15 protein-coding genes are annotated in these 18,358 nt (G+C 39.1%); 6 read left to right on the forward strand and 9 right to left on the reverse strand.

Annotated features, from left to right (window positions below; genetic code table 11):
* Window positions 1-30: 30 nt before the first annotated feature.
* A complete protein-coding gene (locus I6F47_RS06865; RefSeq protein WP_197183567.1) occupies window positions 31-1,101 on the forward strand; it encodes a reverse transcriptase domain-containing protein in 1,071 nt (356 codons plus the stop codon).
* Window positions 1,102-1,704: 603 nt separating this feature from the next.
* Window positions 1,705-2,136, forward strand: coding sequence for a universal stress protein (locus I6F47_RS06870; protein ID WP_008165663.1), 432 nt, complete (start codon window positions 1,705-1,707; stop codon window positions 2,134-2,136).
* Window positions 2,137-2,476: 340 nt separating this feature from the next.
* Here the strand turns inward: I6F47_RS06870 and I6F47_RS06875 are convergent, their stop codons facing one another.
* Both I6F47_RS06875 and I6F47_RS06880 read right to left on the reverse strand, forming a co-directional pair.
* Window positions 2,477-4,060 carry a tetratricopeptide repeat-containing sulfotransferase family protein gene (locus I6F47_RS06875; protein WP_197183568.1) on the reverse strand — a complete coding sequence of 528 codons (1,584 nt, stop codon included), beginning with the start codon at window positions 4,058-4,060 and terminating at the stop codon, window positions 2,477-2,479.
* A 103-nt stretch (window positions 4,061-4,163) separates the two neighbouring features.
* Window positions 4,164-6,581 (reverse strand): TonB-dependent receptor, encoded by a 2,418-nt coding sequence (locus I6F47_RS06880; protein WP_197183569.1) that lies wholly within the window; start codon window positions 6,579-6,581, stop codon window positions 4,164-4,166.
* 478 nt (window positions 6,582-7,059) lie between these two features.
* Between I6F47_RS06880 and I6F47_RS06885 the strand changes: the two genes are divergently transcribed.
* Window positions 7,060-8,154, forward strand: a complete 1,095-nt coding sequence (locus I6F47_RS06885) for an NADH:flavin oxidoreductase/NADH oxidase (RefSeq protein WP_197183570.1) — start codon at window positions 7,060-7,062, stop codon at window positions 8,152-8,154.
* 74 nt (window positions 8,155-8,228) lie between these two features.
* The gene (locus I6F47_RS06890) at window positions 8,229-9,425 is read left to right on the forward strand and encodes an MFS transporter (protein WP_197183571.1); all 1,197 of its coding nucleotides are present in this window, start codon (window positions 8,229-8,231) and stop codon (window positions 9,423-9,425) included.
* A gap of 81 nt (window positions 9,426-9,506) precedes the next feature.
* On the opposite strand, the gene I6F47_RS06895 is transcribed toward I6F47_RS06890, so the two are convergent.
* From I6F47_RS06895 to I6F47_RS06910, 4 genes are all read right to left on the reverse strand, one after another.
* Window positions 9,507-10,370 carry an EamA family transporter gene (locus I6F47_RS06895; RefSeq protein ID WP_197183572.1) on the reverse strand — a complete coding sequence of 288 codons (864 nt, stop codon included), beginning with the start codon at window positions 10,368-10,370 and terminating at the stop codon, window positions 9,507-9,509.
* A gap of 235 nt (window positions 10,371-10,605) precedes the next feature.
* A complete protein-coding gene (locus tag I6F47_RS06900; RefSeq protein ID WP_024591884.1) occupies window positions 10,606-11,349 on the reverse strand; it encodes a FadR/GntR family transcriptional regulator in 744 nt (247 codons plus the stop codon).
* A gap of 429 nt (window positions 11,350-11,778) precedes the next feature.
* Window positions 11,779-12,765: a Gfo/Idh/MocA family protein gene (locus I6F47_RS06905; protein ID WP_197183573.1), complete on the reverse strand. Its 987-nt coding sequence runs from the start codon at window positions 12,763-12,765 to the stop codon at window positions 11,779-11,781.
* Window positions 12,766-12,805: 40 nt separating this feature from the next.
* Window positions 12,806-13,816 carry an AraC family transcriptional regulator gene (locus I6F47_RS06910; RefSeq protein WP_197183574.1) on the reverse strand — a complete coding sequence of 337 codons (1,011 nt, stop codon included), beginning with the start codon at window positions 13,814-13,816 and terminating at the stop codon, window positions 12,806-12,808.
* A gap of 102 nt (window positions 13,817-13,918) precedes the next feature.
* Between I6F47_RS06910 and I6F47_RS06915 the strand changes: the two genes are divergently transcribed.
* The gene (locus tag I6F47_RS06915) at window positions 13,919-15,523 is read left to right on the forward strand and encodes a GMC family oxidoreductase (protein ID WP_197183575.1); all 1,605 of its coding nucleotides are present in this window, start codon (window positions 13,919-13,921) and stop codon (window positions 15,521-15,523) included.
* A gap of 27 nt (window positions 15,524-15,550) precedes the next feature.
* Here I6F47_RS06915 and I6F47_RS06920 read toward each other — a convergent pair whose 3' ends face one another.
* The 3 genes from I6F47_RS06920 to I6F47_RS06930 all read right to left on the reverse strand — a co-directional run bounded on the left by I6F47_RS06920 (window position 15,551) and on the right by I6F47_RS06930 (window position 17,457).
* Entirely contained in the window at window positions 15,551-16,366 is an 816-nt protein-coding gene (locus I6F47_RS06920) for a class I SAM-dependent methyltransferase (RefSeq protein WP_007581819.1), read from the reverse strand.
* Window positions 16,367-16,369: 3 nt separating this feature from the next.
* A complete protein-coding gene (locus tag I6F47_RS06925; RefSeq protein ID WP_002960599.1) occupies window positions 16,370-16,771 on the reverse strand; it encodes a hypothetical protein in 402 nt (133 codons plus the stop codon).
* Between the two features lie 266 nt (window positions 16,772-17,037).
* On the reverse strand, window positions 17,038-17,457 hold the full coding sequence (locus I6F47_RS06930) for a DUF3429 domain-containing protein (protein ID WP_165725021.1): 420 nt from the start codon (window positions 17,455-17,457) through the stop codon (window positions 17,038-17,040).
* Window positions 17,458-17,739: 282 nt separating this feature from the next.
* On the opposite strand from I6F47_RS06930, the gene ahpC reads away from it, so the two are divergent.
* Window positions 17,740-18,309, forward strand: a complete 570-nt coding sequence (gene ahpC, locus I6F47_RS06935) for an alkyl hydroperoxide reductase subunit C (protein ID WP_007581822.1) — start codon at window positions 17,740-17,742, stop codon at window positions 18,307-18,309.
* The last annotated feature ends 49 nt before the right edge of the window (window positions 18,310-18,358 follow it).

An 18,358-nucleotide genomic window follows, 5' to 3' on the forward strand; every position in this document is an offset into this window, starting at 1 on the left:
CTCTGAAAATGTATCAGATTGGAGCAATTGATGAAAACAATTACAAAAAAATATTTCATGGAAAATATTCTAAATAGTAATCCTCCTGGTGATATACCTGATAATTCAATACAAGAGGTTAGGATAGGTAAAGATTTTGCTTACTCTATAGATAAAAAGTTTGAATCATATTCTATAAATAAGCGCCTTACATCTTTAGTTTTTAATAAAGTACCTCTCAATGACTCCGCTGTAGCCTTTCGCCAAGGAATGTCTTATTACGACTTTATGTTTCCTCACAAAAACAACTATAAATTCCTACGTTTAGATGTAAAGTCATATTTCCATTCACTTAGAATTAGAGCGATAAGAAATTGTTTAAAACACTATTTTATGGGGTCACGTTTAACAAATAATACCACAATGGTAGATCAAGCCTTAAAATACTGTACTTATACGATCCCTACAGATTCTAAAAATGTTAAATTTAGTGAAAAAGTTGTGTTACCTATCGGTTTCCCTTCCTCCCCAGTCATCTCAAATATTATTTTTAGACAACTTGATATAGAAATTCAAAAAATTTGTTATAAACATGAAATTATTTATACGCGTTATGCAGACGACATGCTTTTTTCAGCAAAAAAATCAAATATATATATTCATAATGCTTTATTTGAAGAAGAAATATCTAGATTATTACAAAGGTTATCCTTAAAGCTAAATAATAAAAAGACACTCAAGAAGAACCATACTTTATCTCTTAATGGAAACGTTATCGCATTTGGTAAAGCTGGAGGAAGTTTGAGGTTATCTAATAAAAAAGTAAAGTTAATTAATAAGGTAACCTATCTTGCATTAGTAAAAGAAGAATCAGCGGTCTTTATAATGAATAAATTATTCAATGTTAATATCAATAATTATAACTTTCAATTTCAACAAGACGAGATTTTTTTTAAAAAAGTCTGCATGGATCAATTATTTAATAAAGCTGTTGGTTATAGATCTTATTTACTATCGATAATCCAGTTTGATAAAAAAAACAATTGCTTGGAAACACGTTACCGTAAAAAATATTCTAAAATAATTACTCGACTAGATAAATTAATCGATATTTACTCTTAGTTTTTAAAGCTTTCGAAGTAGGAACTTTACAATCTTCTAGATTGAATTGTTTTCATTAGTTTTAATATAAAATTAGGATGACACCCATATTAATTTATACTGAAACCGTAATTGTTGTGCATAACCAATAGAACGATGACAACTGTTAGTAAATAATGGTGGTAAGCCCTTATCACCTCGAATGGTAATCCTCTTCTCTAATTACTTAAATATCGGTAACCCCTTTCAAAACACTAATGAAAACGAATGGGGTCAAATCAGGACTTCACACATCAGGGATCATCAATGTCTGCTTTTGGCTGTGAGTTCAACTGTGAGCGAAAAACTGACTGTCAGCCCCAATTATTCCAAATATTGATTATCTTATAAAAGAAACAACAACGACAACCAGAGTAATAAACCCCGCAATCACAGCCTAATCAATAAGCATAAATTGATGAGGTATTGTTACTTTTAGTGCCTTATTGTTATTTATTGATCGTAATCAATAGATAACCTTTTAATACTCACTACACTTAACTTGCTGAGATGGAGCCGAGTCTATTCTTATGGAGTTGGTAATATCATTGAAAAATATGATTTTAGATTGTGAAGGAGAATAATATGCGAACAGGTAATATTTTATGGCCTACGGATTTTTCTGATACTGCATCACATGCTTTGCAATATGCCATTGAAATGGCGAATTTATATCAAGTAGGCATTCGTATTTTACACATTGTTGATCAGCCTTCAGATAATGAGAATTATATGATCCTTGCGATAACTCCCCAAGAGTTAGCTAAAAATATGGAAGACGCTGCGGCGAGTAAAATGCATGAGTTATTAGGTCAGTTGAATACTGATTTAAAGATTGAAACGGTTATTCGACATGGTGATGCCATTAATGAGATTTTAGATGAGACTAATAGCGGTGATATAGGCATGGTGGTAATTGCCAGTCATGGAAGAACCGGACTTTCTCATTTTTTGAATGTTAACGTTGCAGAAACGATCGCCAATAAAGCTGATTGCCCAGTGTTAATAGTCAAATAAAATTGGCGCGTATCTCTTGTCCCGCTGCGGTCTTAGACGGGACAAAGTGGCCAGCAGGTTGGGTAAAAATGTGAGTTGTGTAAACATCAATACACGGTTTAATTGCCCGAAAGTGAACTTTTCATACTGGGGCAGTACCTGTATGTATAACCTGGTCTTTTCCTCTTGAATTGACTGAATAATGAAGGTCCGCTTATGGCCACTCTCCAACCACTCGACAACATAAAATGTTGATAATAATTGGCAAGGTATTTTAATGTGTCGGATGGCGCTTCGCTTATCTGACCTACATTGGCACAAAGCCGCCTATTTGGATTTTCCCACCGGTAAAATAAAACGTTTATTCAATACTAATACCCTGCTTTAAAAGGTACTTCACTGCTGTATCAGTATGCGGCTTAAACGCTTTCCAACGGCCAATTGCTTTATTGTTAAGTGGTTGGCGTACTTGCATTTTACTTGCAGTAGAGACCGGTGCGGTGTTTAAGTGAAAATCTATACATTGCTCCTGCCACTCTAAGTTACAAAAGCTGACTAACTCTTTAATTTGTTGCTCGGGCTGTGCGACTAATTCTTCGTATTTTACTAATTTTATATTGCTGTGTTGCATGCTGAAGTACTGCATTAGTTTGTAAAAACGGCTGTAAAATTTTGCTGTGTCGAGTAAGTCGAGCGAGTACGCGTAGTAGGGGTTATTAATGGTAAATAATTGGCGATAGTTGCCAATACAGGTGTCCATTGGATCGCGCAGCATACAAATTATTTTGGCGTTTGGCAGTGCTTTGGTTATTAAATCGATATAAAAAAAGTTAAACGGGAGCTTATCAATAAAGTGTTTATGGCTGCCTGTTATTACGCGTGTTGCGTTTAAATAGGTTGACCCAAGCTGATTAAAATCAAGCTCGTAGGCTTTACTGAGTGTTTGAGTGTCGAGTACATACGGTGTTTGCGTTTGGCTTAGCTTTTTAACACTTAGGCCAAAGTCTTGTAATTCACCTGCCGATTGCACGTTGCTGTGGCTCGATAAAATACGCTCAACCAATGTGGTGCCAGAGCGGGGCATGCCTAATACAAAAATAGGTTCGGCTGTTGGGTTGCCTTGTGTTAGCGCTTGTTTGTGCTGTTCACTTAAGAGTTTAATATGTTCAAATAACTCAGTTGAGCTTTTATGATCAAACGGCTGCACAGCACGTTTTGCTACTTTACCTTGCTCTAACGCGTTAAAAGCCTCTGAATATTCACCAATATCTTGATACTCTTTTGCTAAAGCATGGCCAATATGCAGTTTTGCATCGGGGTGTGTTACTTGCTCAAATACATTTTTTAAGCGCTCAATATGGTTGTTTTGCTTACTTACTTTAGTTAAATCACTTAATGCAAAATGACTTTGATGGTGCAGTGGGTTAAGCGCTATGGCATTTTCAAAAGCGTGTTGGGCTTTATCAAATAGTCCTAAAAACTTAGCGCTTACACCGTAGTTATAATAAAACGGGGGTTGAGCTTTGTTAGCCGCTGTAGCCAGTGTAATAGCGCGCTCAAAGTAGTTAAGTGCGTGTTCGTGAATGCCTGCTTGAGTAAGTGCAACGCCAAGTGTGTCGGCATCAAGGGCTTTAGTTATTTGCTTTAATGGCACCGATAGTGCGGTGTTTTTTGCTTTTTGTAATTCGCCAGTAAGTGCGTAACATTTAGCAAGTTGCGTGGTATATTCAATACTTTGGCCAAGGGTAAGAGCTTTTTCGATGAGCTTTATTGCTTTGTGTATTTGCCCAACAGTTAAATTAACCATAGCTAACAAAAAATACCCATCAGCAAAGTCTGGTTTGAGTGTAACTAACTCCACTAGGGCTTTGTGTGCTTGCTCTATTTTACCTTGGTTTAGGGAGTGTATTGCGCTTTGATGAAGTTGCTTTAAATTTGGCTGCATGGTTTTGGTAATTATTATTTTGTAAAAGAAAATAAAAAGGCTCAAATAAATTTGAGCCTTAAAACAGTATTTAAAAAGTGAGACTGTTTAAAAGTCGCTTAAATTATATTTCAAATTTGTAGTTAAATTTAACACCTACCGTAAGCGGGCGATTAATGTAATGGCCGTAGTTACGTTGTATGTCGGCGCCATTAGCTGATGTTATATCTGCATCTGAACGACGAACGGATGTAACCGCGTATTTGTTGAATAGGTTATCAACATATAGCGTAGTTGACCATGCATCGGCTGTTAATTTAGCTGATATATTACTTAAGCTGTAACCTGGTAGTGTTTCGCCGTTATCACGAAGCCCTACTCTTGAAAGTACATCGCTTTGCGCGGTTAAACCGTAGTTAATATCAAGCGTTTTGTCGTTAAACACATCTGTTTGATAGTTTACACCCATCGAAAATTGGTTTTCAGGTGAGCCAGGTAAACGGTCGCCGTCTTCTGCGCCACCGGTACCATCGGCATTAAACAAAAATGGTGCGTCTGATGTTAGTTCTGCTTTTGTGTAAGCGTACGTAGCATAAACTGAAAACGAGTCAGATAAAATAGCGCGGGTTGAAATTTCAATCCCTTTTGCATTAGCGCTGCCTGCGTTTGAAATATATGTTAATTGGCCTATATCTGTAGCGCCCGTGATTTGTGCATCATCCCAATCTACGTTAAATAACGCGGCGTTAAAGTGTAGTTGGCTTCTAAACCATGTACTTTTAAAGCCTAGCTCGTAGTTTGTTGTGGTGTCGGCTTCATATAATAATTCGTCAGGTTTGCCACAGCCTGTTTGTTGATCCTCAACAATTGGATCAGGACAAGACACTAAACCGTTTGAGCCGCCAATTCTGAAACCTTCACTTACTGTTACATAGCCCATTACAGAGTCAGTAAACTGGTATTTAGCATTAAATTTAAATAAGTTACCGTTATCGTCAGCCTCATCTTTCTCGTATTCAACAGTGATCGCATCAGGATCTGCGCCACCATACAGTGTATTGGCTAGCGGAAAGTCAAAAGCCGCTTGCGACTCTATATCGTATTTGTAAAAACGGGCACCAATGGTCACATCTAATTTGTCGGTAACTTGGTAGCCAACTTCACCAAATAGTGCAGACTCAGTGACGGTACTTTTTGTAAGCTCTAAGTATTCTAATGAGTCAGGTCTTAGCTGCTCGCCACCAAAGTTATCGATAGCGAATTGGTCAAACCCAGGCGTAAACTCTCTGCTTGATGCTTCGGTTTCTGTTTTGTTGTAAAAGCCACCCACAATCCAGTTAAAGTCGCTGTCGCCTTGCGACACTAAGCGAATTTCTTGAGTGAAGGTATCTTCTTCGTCAATTTCACGGGTAAACGTTGAAAACGAAGGAAACTCTTCATAACCGTAATCAAGACGAATAAGTAAGTCTGTTTGATCGCGTTGACCGTCGGCATCAAAGCTCGAAATACCGGTTGCCGATACTAGCTCTGCAAAACCTAGGTCGGCTTTTAGTTCAAGGCTTAGTAATTGATCTTTTTTCTCGCGAGGCTCTTCAAAGCGATAAGCTGACTCGTATTTGCCTATTACGTCGCTTAAACCGTTGTTTGCGTTAAGGCTGTTGTAATGAACAATCGAGCGGCCTTCGCTGTCTTGGTTTTGGTAAAAGTAGTTAAGCGTACCTTCAAACGACTCATTTGGTTTAAAGCGAACAGAAATACGACCTGTTGTGGTGGTTTCGCCGTTGGCGTCTTTTACATTTTTAAGGTTGTTATTAACTGCTGAGCTATCGCTCCAATCAGGATCTGGCAACGATACGCCTGGCTCGCGTACTACGTAGCCGTAATCGATAAAACCTGGATCTTCATATACATTTAAGCTGGCGCGTACTGCTAATTTATCTTCAATAATAGGAAGGTTAAATATAAAGCCGCCTTCGCCACCTAAAGAGTCACTTTCTTTTGTTTGAAACAGGTCGCCGTAAACTTCAAGCGATGTAAAATCAAGCTCAGGCTGTTTAAGCATGTAGCGAATTGCACCGCCCAATGTGCCTGCACCATAAAGGGTGCCTTGTGGCCCAATTAATACTTCAACGCGCTCAATATCTACAAGGCGCATATCTACCGAAACCGGAATTTCGTTAATGTAAGTAGATACCGTGCCACCATCTGACGATGGACCAGAAGAGTTTGTATTTAAACCACGAACAATAATAGGTGAGCCAGAGCGACCACCTTGATCGGTGATTGTTAAACCAGGTACCCAGCGTGCAACATCCGCAAGCTCATTGATATTTTGATCTTTCATAATATCTGCATCAAGGGCTGTAATATTTAGCGGTGCATTTTGCACAGAGCCGCTGCGCCTTGTTGCTGTAACTTCGATTACTTCGAGTGATTTGTTTTTAGCTGCAACTTCTTCTTGAGCAAGTGCGGCATTAGGCAATAAAAATACGCTAGAAACAGCGCTCGAAATAGCCAAGGTTAACAAGCTTGGTTTAAACATAAAAAGTGATCCCCAGTTCAAATGTTTTACATTAGTAAATTAAGTTAAGCAGTTTATCAGGGAGTGAAGTAGCTTGGAATATTTAAATTGAATTTTAATTCACTTTTATAGAATAAATATGGTTGATATGTAGGGTTTTTATTTAGTTAATAGGCAATACAAGCAATAGCTTAGTGCTATTAGGTACAGTTAGGTTAAAAATCACACCCTTGTTTAAAGGTAAATAGTCATTCATTTTTTAAAGATGTCTTTATGACGTGCTCATTAAACAAATTATTACATTAAAATTAATAGTTTATAATGTCATTAGTTATGCTTTTATCAGCACTATTAAAGTGTGTTTTTATCCCCATTAAGAGTGGTAGTCGTATTTATAAGTAACTGTGTAAGCTTTTGAGTGAGCGTGTTTGATTGCCGCTTCGTATTCTCTTTTTTTATTTTGTCCGCACTTTTTTGTGCGTGTTTTTAAGGATTAACAATGAGCCAACTATTTTCGCCTTTATCACTTGGGCAAGTAACGTTAGATAACCGTATTATTATTGCACCCATGTGCCAGTATTCAGCCAATAATGGCGCTGCTAGCGATTGGCATACTATTCATTTAGGCCAATTGAGTTTAAGTGGTGCAGGGTTACTTATTTTAGAAGCAACAGCAGTAAACCCAGAAGGGCGTATTAGCTACGGCGATTTGGGGCTTTGGAATAACGAAACCCAGCAAGCCCTGGGCAAAAGCCTAAAAGCAGTAAGACAATATAGCCCTATGCCTATTGGTATTCAGTTGGCGCATGCTGGGCGCAAAGCATCAACTGAAAAACCATGGGACGGTGGCGATGCTATTGCACCTGATGACGTTAATGGCTGGCAAACCGTGGCACCTTCGGCAATTGCGTACGACGCTAACAGCCCAGTGCCAAAAGCAATGAGTCAAGACGACATAGACTCATTAATTAAAGACTTTGTGAGTGCAGCTAAACGCGCTGATGAACTCGGCCTTGATTTAATAGAGCTACATGGTGCACACGGTTACCTGTTACACCAGTTTTTGTCGCCACTTTCAAACAAGCGCGATGACAACTACGGTGGCAGCCTAGAAAACAGAATGCGCTTATTGCTTGATGTGTTTAAAGCGGTAAGAGAGGTATTCCCCAGTAATAAAGCGGTAGGTGTGCGTATTTCGGCAACCGATTGGGTTGAAGGCGGCTGGGATTTAGAGCAATCGATAGTGCTTAGTAAAGCGCTTGATGAACTCGGCTGTGACTTTATTCATGTAAGTACTGCGGGTTTAAGTCCTGAGCAACAAATACCAGTAAAACCTAATTTTCAGGTACCGTTTGCAACAGCCATAAAAGAAGCTGTGAATATGCCTGTTATAGCGGTGGGTTTAATTACACAGGCGCAACAAGCCGAAGATATTATTAGTGAGCAGCAAGCCGATGGCGTAGCACTAGCGCGTGGTATTTTATATAACCCGCACTGGCCGTGGCATGCAGCTGCAGAGCTTGGCGCTACAGTAATTGCACCTAAACAGTATTTACGCTCAAGCCCACATGGGCAGCCATCACCAATTAAGTAAAACGAAGCTTTTTGTAAAAACCCAACCCGCGTTTGCTGGTTGGGTTTTATTATTTTTATAAAGTAGAGACACACATGACCCAAACAGGCGTTTCAGCGCAACCACTTAGCAATACACTCGTTACTATTATTGCTTTGTGTTGCGGTCTTATTGTTGCCAATATTTATTACGCTCAACCTATTATTGAGTTACTCGCCCCAGAAGTTGGATTAAGTGCGCACAGTGCTAGCCTTATCGTATCGCTTACACAAATAGGCTACGCTTTGGGGTTGTTTTTTTTAGTGCCATTAGCTGACTTAATTGAAAATAAGCGTTTAATGCTTATTACTTTAGCTGTGTCGTTTTTGAGTTTGGTGGGTACGGCACTTGCTGACTCACCTAATGTAATGCTTATTTTATGTTTAATGATAGGTATGAGCTCGGTTTCTGTTCAGGTGCTTATTCCGCTTGCTGCGCATTTATCGTCTGACGAGAAGCGCGGGCAGGTTCTTGGCAATATTATGGCGGGTCTCTTGCTAGGTATTTTGCTGGCAAGACCTATATCGAGCTTAATAGCCGATCACTTTGGTTGGCGCGCTGTATTTTACTTTGCAGCAGGGTGTATGGTGTTTATTGCAGGCGTAATTTATTTTGCTATTCCAAGCAGGCAACCTACCCATAAAACAACGTATTTTAAGTTATTAAAATCGCTTAAACAGTTAATGATAAGCCAGCCAGTGCTGCGCCAACGTTCACTTTTTCAAGCATTAATGTTTGCATCGTTCAGTTTATTTTGGACGAGCGTACCGGTTGTGCTTGCCCGTGAGTATGGTTTATCGCAATCAGAAATAGCATTGTTTGCACTAGTGGGTGCGGCAGGTGCTGTAGCAGCCCCAATTGTTGGTCGTTTAGCCGATAAAGGCTATACGCATCAGTTATCGTTACTGGCCAAAGTAATTGCAGCAGTGTGCTTTTTACCAAGCTTATTTGAGCTACCTTACGGCATTATAGTATTGGCATTAACCGGTGTGTTTATTGATTTTGCTGTGCAGGCCAATATGGTATTGGGTCAACGTGCAGTGTATGCACTAGAGCCACAAAGCCGTGCGCGTTTAAACGCTATTTACATGACGAGTATATTTGTAGGTGGCGCAGTAGGCTCGCTTATTGCCAGCCCATTATATGAAGCGGGCGGCTGGACTGGTATTGCACTGGTTGCGACGGGCATGCCGCTTATTTCGTTGATTGGTTATTTGGTTACAACTAAAAAGCAAAGTAGGGCTGTGAGTTAAAAAATTACTGGATACAACACAATAAAGTCACCATGTTGCGTGGTGACTTTATTTAGGTTATTTAGATTATTTGGTAGTTGATTAAGTAGTTTGTTTTTTTGCGTTTGAAAACGAGCTACCAACAGATGCAATAATTACAAGTAAAATAGCGAGCCACTGCCATAAAGTAAGTAACTCACCCAGTATAATAAACCCTGCGAGCGAAGCAATTGCAGGCTCTAAACTCATCATTACGCTAAACCCTTGTGAAGGCATGTTACGCAGTGCAACCATTTCAAGTGTGTAAGGCAGTGCGCTTGATAAAATAGCAATACCAATACCCAGTGGGATAATTTCCCACGTAAACGCGGCGCTTTGCATAATGCCGCCGTAAGGTACTAGCACTATAGCGGCAACGGTCATACCCAATGCGACAGTTGCTCCACCAGAGCTTTGTGTGCCCGTTTTTTTACCAAATAATATATAACCTGCCCAACATGCACCAGCACCAAGCGCAAGCGCTACACCCAATGGATCAAGGCTGTCTTGGCCGCTCATATCAGGAAGCAGAAGCAAAATACCGGCAATAGCACACGCAACCCAAAATAAGTCACGTTTACGGCGTGATGAAAATAAGGCAACAGCAAGCGGACCTGTAAATTCAAGCGCTACACCAATGCCTAGTGGAATGCGCTCAATGGCGTAATAAAACAAAATGTTCATGCCGCCTAAACTTAAACCATACACAATTATAGGAATACGATTACCCGAAGTAGGTAAGTGTTTCCAAGGTTTAAACACTAAGCAAAGTATAAAGGCAGAAAAACCAAGCCTAAGGGCTGTCGTGCCTTCAGGACCAACAATAGGAAAAAGCTGTTTTGCAAATGACGCGCCCGTTTGAATGGTCATCATTGCAAGCAGTACACACACGATAGCCAGTAAATAATTTTTTGAAGATGCTTGCATTTTTATCCTTGAGTTGAGTAACTCTATCAATTAGTTAAATTGTAATGCAGGGAGTATAAAAGCTAAACCCGCCCGATATTAATGGCGGCATAGTATCTTTTTTTAAATTTATAGGTAAGTGTTTGCGACCAAAAATAGCGCAATTAAAAGTATATTAAATAGGGCGGGTAAATAAAGTAAGAGGTAAAGTTAGCAAACAGGCGTTTGCTAACTTTAATCAGTTGGTTAAAAGGCCTTAGTGGGCACTTTTATTAACTAAGCCATCAAGCGAGTAGAGGCCTCGTTTTTCATCATTTTTGCGTTTAATTTCTTCAAGTGCACGCGATTCTACAGCGTCAAATAAAGCATTAATTAAGCGGTTAAAATGTTTGTGCATTGCGGTGCGCGCTGCATTTGCATCATGCGACTTTAGGGCTGTATAAATAGCGGTGTGTTCGTCCATAACGCACTCGTTATTGTTTTTACACACACTGCCATAGTCAGCAACAATTTGTGGGTTTGTTAAACGTAAATCCCACAAGTTAGACACTGCGAATTCAAGTGCTTTATTGCGCGTTGCTCTAGCTATAATTTCATGAAACTCACGGTCGGCTTGCTCAACATAAAGGCCTTTTTCCATGGCAATTAATGTTTTATTTAGTTGCTCTAGTTCTTCTTCTGTAATGCTTTGAGCAGCTAAAGCGGCAATTTCGCCTTCAATTAATGCGCGAGCTTGAGTAAGTTCAAATGCACTGATCTCTTTTGATTTTATAGATGCATTTTTTTGTTCTACTACGTAAACACCAGAGCCGGTTTTAACTTCAACTCGGCCACGTACTTCTAATGCGATAATAGCTTCTCTAATGGTAGGGCGACTTACATCAAACATTTCTGCAAGTTCACGTTCAGGTGGTAAACGACTCCCAGCAGAAAATTCGCCTTGATTTATTAAAGACTCAATTTTATCAACTATGCGCCAAAATAAGCGACGATTACCCATACTTTACCTTCATTACCTTAAGGAATAATGGCCTCTGGGGCCTAAAAGTCAAAACCAACTGTTAATACCAGAGGTTACCTCAAAATTCACTATTATGTCAAAATTCTAACGCGATGTTATGGTTAAAAACCACTATACACCAATGGTTGTATTCTTGTATTACCAATTTAGTTTAAAATAATGCAATTGGCTAGCTTGATTGGTAATGTTTTTATGTGTTAGGTTAGTTTTAAGGTTATTGAATAATAAATATTGGTAATAAACCGAATTTGGGTTGTTAGTGTTAAGTTTGCTGTAGAAGTATTTGATTGCCCATGGATGGGGATCGCTATTTTTAAATGTGTTTGTAAAATGTGTCGTTGTACGAGAGCTATTTAAGCTTTCTTCTGGGCGTTAACTGTCGTTGGTTAACGCCCATATTTTATTTAGTTAGTCGTTAGGGTACACAACCCCAAGCTGTTTGCGAGCTTCATCAAGTACGCTCATTACGTTACTGGCTAAAATGTGCGTATTAACGGGTGACTCAAGGATATTCTGCTTCACTAATGCCATAAAATGTTCAACTTCGTATTTCATAAAGTGCTCATTAAACGGCTGGGATATAATCTCTACCTCACCATTATTAGCAATAAACTCCACCTTTTTAAGTTGCGATACGGCTTCTATACGTATGCGTCCAAGTTCGCCTTGTATTTCGGTTATGTTGTCGCCTTGCGATATTTTAGAGTAACTAATAACGGCTTGTTTATCAGCGTAGTTTAGTAATACATCCCCCGCACCATCAACACCTGTATCAAGTAATACGCCACTGGCACTTACGCTTTGCGGCGCTCCCCAAAGTGCAATTAATAAATACAGTGGGTAAATCCCTAAATCAACTAAAGCACCATTAGCAAACTCGGGCAAAAACGTATTTGGGCGTTCGCCATTTTTGTATTTATCGTAACGCGACGAATACTGGCTGTACTGGCCAATATATTTACGTGGTGTGCCAATTTTTACTATTGCCTGTTGCAGCCGTGCAAAGTTAGGCAAGTGAGTGGTCATCATGGCTTCCATGTAAAGGCGCTGATACTTTTTTGCTGTAGCTATAATGCTTGCAAGCTCTTTAGAATTGGCTGCTGATGGTTTTTCGCCAAGGACATGTTTACCCGTTTCTAGACACATAATAGCATATTGTTTGTGTAAGCTGTTAGGGGCGGCTATGTAGACTGCATCAACATTTTGATCTTGGCATACTTGCTCGATTGAGGTGAAAATTTTTGCTTGTGCATTTTGTGGGTGTTTGGCTAAAAATGCTTCGCCGCTTGATACTGCGCGCGAGCACACCCCATATAAATTAAAATCGTTTAACGTATTTGCAGCGGCTAACAGTGTGTCGCTAATAAAATTGGTGCCAACAATAACAAAGTTCATGCTCACTCCTTAGCTTAAATAAAAATAATAATAAGAGTGTTTAGTTTAACATTTTTTTAGTCCTATATGCTCGAGGAGAACATCCAAACCAGCGTTTAACATTAACACTTAGCGTTGCTTGCTCCTGATACCCTAAAAGCTCAGATATGGTTGATATTGTAAATTGGTTTTGCGCTAAATAGTGTGCAGCTAAAGCGCGACGAGTGGCATCTTTAAGTTTTACAAAGCTCGTATTATGTTTGATAAGTTCTCGATGCAGAGTACGCGGGTGCATACCCAGCGCAGCTGAAATAGTTTGGTTACTACATTGATAAATAGGAAGCATAGGCCTAATTAGTGCACTAACTTGGTTGGGCAATGGTTGTGTGTGTTCTTTGTTTTTTGCCAAGAAGCTTAGCGCCGCTTGTACTTTATTTAGTTCAGGGTGATCAAGCTCAAGAGTTAAATCACTTTTTGAGATTACAATACCAGCGCTGTTGCGATGCTCTATAACGTTACAACCAAAGTAAGTGTTATAGGCACGAGTATTAGTACTTAATTTTTTTGGCAAAAATATATTAATTGGTTTGCAGCGGTTATTACTCAGCTTTTTAATAACAGCCAATGCTAAACCAATGGTTAGCTCAATCACTTGGTTAATGTTCGGTAATGGTTTTAAATTAATTTCGAATGATAAAAACAAGCTTTTATCATTCTCTAAAGGGTGCGAGTTTAAGCTAAGTGCAGGGCTGTGCAAGTGAAGGTATTTAATAACCCAATTAAGTGCATCACCTAAATTAGTACTACTTTTAGCTGCTATTGCAATATGCCCTAAAATATCAAAATTTTGTCTACTTGCGAGCTTAAGGCCAAAACTAGAACAATTGAACTTACAAGCACAGTACTCTAATAGCTCAGCGTAATCTCGATAAGGTAAATATTGGTTATCGAGATTTTTAAAGTCAACGTTATTAATATTACAGTTTTGCATTATTTCATGCGGATCGCCGCCAAATTCGCTAATTAGGGTATCTATACCTTGTAATGACGTGGCTCTGATTAGGCTGCTCATGGTTAACCTCAAATAAATGATGTCTAAAAATATCAAGTTTTGTTGAGTTTTTCTATGCACTATTACTGTTAAAGCCGTTTAAAACTTTTATTAAGGTACACCATGAACAATACAACATTTGATTACATTGTGATTGGCGCAGGTAGTGGCGGCTGCGTTATGGCATCGCGATTGTCTGAGGATAAAAATGTAAGTGTGTGCTTAATTGAAGCTGGCGGCAGTGATAAAAGTGTATTTGTGCAAATGCCAGCAGGCATAGCAGCGAGTGTGCCTTATGGCATAAATAGCTGGCATTACAATACGGTGCCACAAAAAGAGCTTAATAACCGCTGTGGTTTTGTGCCGCGTGGCAAAGTACTGGGTGGGTCAAGCTCGACTAATGCAATGGTTTACATAAGAGGTAATAAGTACGATTACGACCAATGGGCTGCTAATGGCAACACGGGATGGGATTTTGATAGTTTACTCCCGTACTTTATTAAAGCTGAGAACAATAAAGCGTTTATAAATAATGAGCTGCACGGGACAAAGGGTCTGCTACATGTACAAGAGCTAAATAACCCAAGCGATGTAAACCAATACTTTTTAAATGCCTGTGCTGAGCAGGGCGTTAATTTAAGCGACGATATAAATGGCAAAGAGCAAAGCGGCGCACGTCTATCGCAGGTAACTCAGCGCAATGGCGAGCGTTGTAGTGCAGCAAAAGCATATTTAACACCGCATTTAAACCGCCCCAATTTAACGGTATTAACCCATAGCCACGTTAATAAAATAAATATAACCAATAAGATAGCGCAAGGCGTGCAAATAGAGCGTAATAAAGAGGTTATTAATTTACGTGCTAAAAAAGAGGTAATACTTAGTGCTGGCGCTATTAATTCGCCTCAAATATTAATGCTTTCAGGTATTGGCCCAAAAGAGCATTTAAGTGCACATAACATTAAGGTTCAGCACGTACTTGAAGGTGTTGGCGCTAATTTACAGGATCACTTAACAGTAGTGCCACTTTATAAATCAAAAACAAATAAAGGCACATTTGGTATAAGCCCGCTAGGCATTGCCAGCATTATAAAAGGCTGTGTTAACTGGTTTAGTAAACGAGAAGGGCGATTAACCAGTAACTTTGCAGAGTCGCACGCGTTTATTAAATTATTTGAAGGCTCGCCAGCGGCTGATGTGCAACTAGAGTTTGTAATTGGGCTGGTGGACGATCATAGTCGTAAATTACACACTGGGCATGGTTACAGTATACACAGCAGTATTATGCGCCCCAAAAGCCGAGGTACTATTACATTAGCTGATAACAACCCGCGTAGTGCTCCACTTATTGACCCTAATTACTTAAGCCATCCAGATGATTTAACTGTAATGCTTGCTGGTCTTAAAAAAACACTCGCTATTATGCAAAGCAAAGCTTTTGATAACATATGCGGTAAAATGCTCTATCCGCTTGATATAAATAATGATGATCAGCTAATTGAGTTTATACGCCAAACTGCAGATACCGAGTATCACCCAGTCGGGACATGTAAAATGGGGCAAGACTCAATGGCAGTGGTGGATACTAATTTACGAGTACACGGGGTAAGCAATTTACGCGTAGTCGATGCGTCGATTATGCCTACTATTATTACCGGCAACACAAATGCGCCGGTAATTGCGATTGCTGAAAAAGCGGCTGATTTAATTAAACGCGAAAATGTATAATTAAATAAACTGTAGTAGGGCTATTAATTAGCTATAAAACTCATTTAGCCATTGTTGCCAATCGCTTTCCAGGTGCAGCATTTGCTGATGCTTTTTAGCGTTTAGATGCTTGGTTTCGTCCTCGCTTGCCATATAGGGTCCAACGCGGCAAAGGGGGCAATGGTTAGATGTTAAGTATGCAGGTTTGGTAAGACGTGAGCTTAATTCGCTAGTATGTGTATCAATACTTTTTGGGCTGAAAACGTAAGTTATGCCGCTGGTGTCTTTTACGTGTTTATCGCGGTCAACATTACGAATTTTATAACCTTCAAAATGGCTAATATCAAATGGGATTTGGCCTAAATAATCAGCGTTTAAACCGTTATTTAAACTCCCTTCTATATTCCATTCTCGATAAGGTTTTACATCCTTTGAAGTGATATAACACAGCATTGGACCATTTTTATCAAGCGCGTATTCGTTAGCGTATTTAATAAATTGATGCAGCAAAGCGCGGTTTAATACGTTCATACTGGTTTGGCGCGTGTTGTTTTCAAATGCTTCACGGCCAACAAACGCAGGTATAAGCGGAAACTGAAAAATAACCACGTCAAAGCTGTGCTGGTTTTCACTTAGAGTTTGCCAACACGCGGGATTTGTTACATCAAAACTATTAAGTATCTCAACATTATGCGCTTTTAAGTTACTAAGTGCATTGTGCTGGTACTTTTGCTCAATAGTCGTTTGGTCATCGTAAGTGGATGCAACCAAAGCTTTTGGCGATAGATGAGTGTAAATAGCGTTCGAAAAAGATAAATCGCCATCGCCTACGGTGAGTATTCGCCATTGAGGATTTAAATACATATTTTATTTAGCGTTTATGTTTGTAGCAGTATTATTTATATCGCTATTTGTTTGTGAGTCTTTTGCTAGTAAACGATGAAACGCAAGTCTGGTTTTTAACCCTTCAATTGCGATTTGTTTAATAATAAGATTAAAGGTAATTAAAATGGCAAAGGCAATATGAATAGGGCCGTGAGTGAATCCTGCATCTGTATCGTACAGTGTTAAACCGAATAGCAAAAATAAGACGACTAAAAATATTTCGAGTAATTGACTTGAATAAAAGCTTAAACGACCTTCGCTTTTATGATCTTTTTTAATGCGAATAGCACAAAAAAATGGGATCACTTTGATTTTAAATGCAGCGTTTTTTTCTACGTAGTTTTCGCCAAGTTCGTCGAGTTGTTGGCGTAGTTGGTCAATCATGGTGTGTCCTCAAATAGCAGTGCGCGGATATTACCTTATTACCACGCAATATTTAAGTTTACAGCTGCTATTTAACCTGAACTCTGGTTAATAGATTTGCTAATGCATTGAATTATGGTGATATTTAAATTTATTTTCTCTAGCCAGAGATTTTCTGTGAGAACAAGGCGAATTTACGCGTCAATAGCGGGCCTATTGCAAGTAAATTCAACGCAGTTAGCGCTGAAAATAGCTGCTTGAGATAGATTTATTATCTAGAGCTCAGGTTACTTAGGATAAATACTCATACCAATAGTCAGAATGTGACAAACAAACACAACAGAGGTAAGTACTACACGCATTTTTTGATAATCTTTATGATAGGTTTGCCATTGCGGCGTGGCTTTTTCAAATATAAGTACTAACCAAAAACTAGCACCTAGCCAAGCCAGTGCCCACTCTACAGGTAAAAATGATAAAAATGGAACTGGGATAACAGGTAATACCGCTTTAATTGCATTGCTATAGCTTTGCTCTCCGGCGCGCCACAAGCTACCTGCCATAAATGCTAAAATGGCGATACTGTAAAAAGTAAAAAACTCTAAGTTAAGGCTATTACTGCCAAACATAAGCGGCCAACCCACACACCCTAAAAACGGGATTAAGCCTAAGTAACCTAGTTGTATGTGGTTAAAAAATTTTTCCATTACGGCGTGCCTTATATTTAATGACTTATTTGAAGCGCGGCTATTGTAGCAGTATTGCGATTAGCGATCTTAATAATTCGCCAGCGTTTACAATCCAAATAATGCTTACGATAAAAGAGATTATATAGTTCAATCCAAAAAACCGATTGTTTTAATCTAAACAATCAATTTTATTTAATTATCCATTAGCCTTATTGTATTAACCAAGCCAACGCAGAAGGTCGTTTTAAACGAGAGCGTTGATTACTTTTTAAATACATTAAATATAGATGAGGAAATACCATGAGCACTTCATTAATCAATACTAAATTACAACCATTCAATGCAACCGCTTACCACAACGGTGACTTTGTAGAATTGTCTGAAAAAGATGTTCTAGGTAAATGGTCAATCTTCTTCTTTTACCCAGCAGACTTTACATTTGTATGTCCTACTGAGCTTGGTGATGTCGCAGATTATTACGCACAACTTCAAGAAATGGGCGTAGAAGTTTACTCAGTATCTACTGACACTCACTTCACTCACAAAGCATGGCACGATACGTCAGACACAATTGGTAAAATTACTTACCCAATGATTGGCGACCCAACAGGACGTATTACTCGTAGCTTTGGCGTAATGATTGAAGAAGAAGGCTTAGCACTTCGCGGTACATTTGTAATGAACCCAGAAGGCGAAATTAAAATTATCGAAACTCACGATTTAGGTATTGGCCGTAGCGCTAAAGAACTTGTTCGTAAAGTACAAGCTGCACAATACATTGCAACTCACGACGGTGAAGTTTGTCCTGCATCTTGGCAGCCAGGTGAAGACACACTTGCACCTTCACTAGACCTAGTTGGTAAAATCTAAGTATAGATTTATTCCTACTATAAGGGCAGGTAACTGCCCTTAAATCAAC

Origin of the sequence: Pseudoalteromonas sp. NZS37 (genome assembly GCF_015864265.1) — a bacterium.
Classification (GTDB): domain Bacteria; phylum Pseudomonadota; class Gammaproteobacteria; order Enterobacterales; family Alteromonadaceae; genus Pseudoalteromonas; species Pseudoalteromonas arctica.

Bases quoted from the DNA above. Each gene is read 5' to 3' on its own strand.
- I6F47_RS06865 (WP_197183567.1), top strand. From the start codon at position 31: ATGAAAACAATTACAAAAAAATATTTCATGGAAAATATTCTAAATAGT.
- I6F47_RS06870 (WP_008165663.1), top strand. From the start codon at position 1,705: ATGCGAACAGGTAATATTTTATGGCCTACGGATTTTTCTGATACTGCA.
- I6F47_RS06875 (WP_197183568.1), bottom strand. From the start codon at position 4,060: ATGCAGCCAAATTTAAAGCAACTTCATCAAAGCGCAATACACTCCCTA.
- I6F47_RS06880 (WP_197183569.1), bottom strand. From the start codon at position 6,581: ATGTTTAAACCAAGCTTGTTAACCTTGGCTATTTCGAGCGCTGTTTCT.
- I6F47_RS06885 (WP_197183570.1), top strand. From the start codon at position 7,060: ATGAGCCAACTATTTTCGCCTTTATCACTTGGGCAAGTAACGTTAGAT.
- I6F47_RS06890 (WP_197183571.1), top strand. From the start codon at position 8,229: ATGACCCAAACAGGCGTTTCAGCGCAACCACTTAGCAATACACTCGTT.
- I6F47_RS06895 (WP_197183572.1), bottom strand. From the start codon at position 10,370: ATGCAAGCATCTTCAAAAAATTATTTACTGGCTATCGTGTGTGTACTG.
- I6F47_RS06900 (WP_024591884.1), bottom strand. From the start codon at position 11,349: ATGGGTAATCGTCGCTTATTTTGGCGCATAGTTGATAAAATTGAGTCT.
- I6F47_RS06905 (WP_197183573.1), bottom strand. From the start codon at position 12,765: ATGAACTTTGTTATTGTTGGCACCAATTTTATTAGCGACACACTGTTA.
- I6F47_RS06910 (WP_197183574.1), bottom strand. From the start codon at position 13,816: ATGAGCAGCCTAATCAGAGCCACGTCATTACAAGGTATAGATACCCTA.
- I6F47_RS06915 (WP_197183575.1), top strand. From the start codon at position 13,919: ATGAACAATACAACATTTGATTACATTGTGATTGGCGCAGGTAGTGGC.
- I6F47_RS06920 (WP_007581819.1), bottom strand. From the start codon at position 16,366: ATGTATTTAAATCCTCAATGGCGAATACTCACCGTAGGCGATGGCGAT.
- I6F47_RS06925 (WP_002960599.1), bottom strand. From the start codon at position 16,771: ATGATTGACCAACTACGCCAACAACTCGACGAACTTGGCGAAAACTAC.
- I6F47_RS06930 (WP_165725021.1), bottom strand. From the start codon at position 17,457: ATGGAAAAATTTTTTAACCACATACAACTAGGTTACTTAGGCTTAATC.
- ahpC (WP_007581822.1), top strand. From the start codon at position 17,740: ATGAGCACTTCATTAATCAATACTAAATTACAACCATTCAATGCAACC.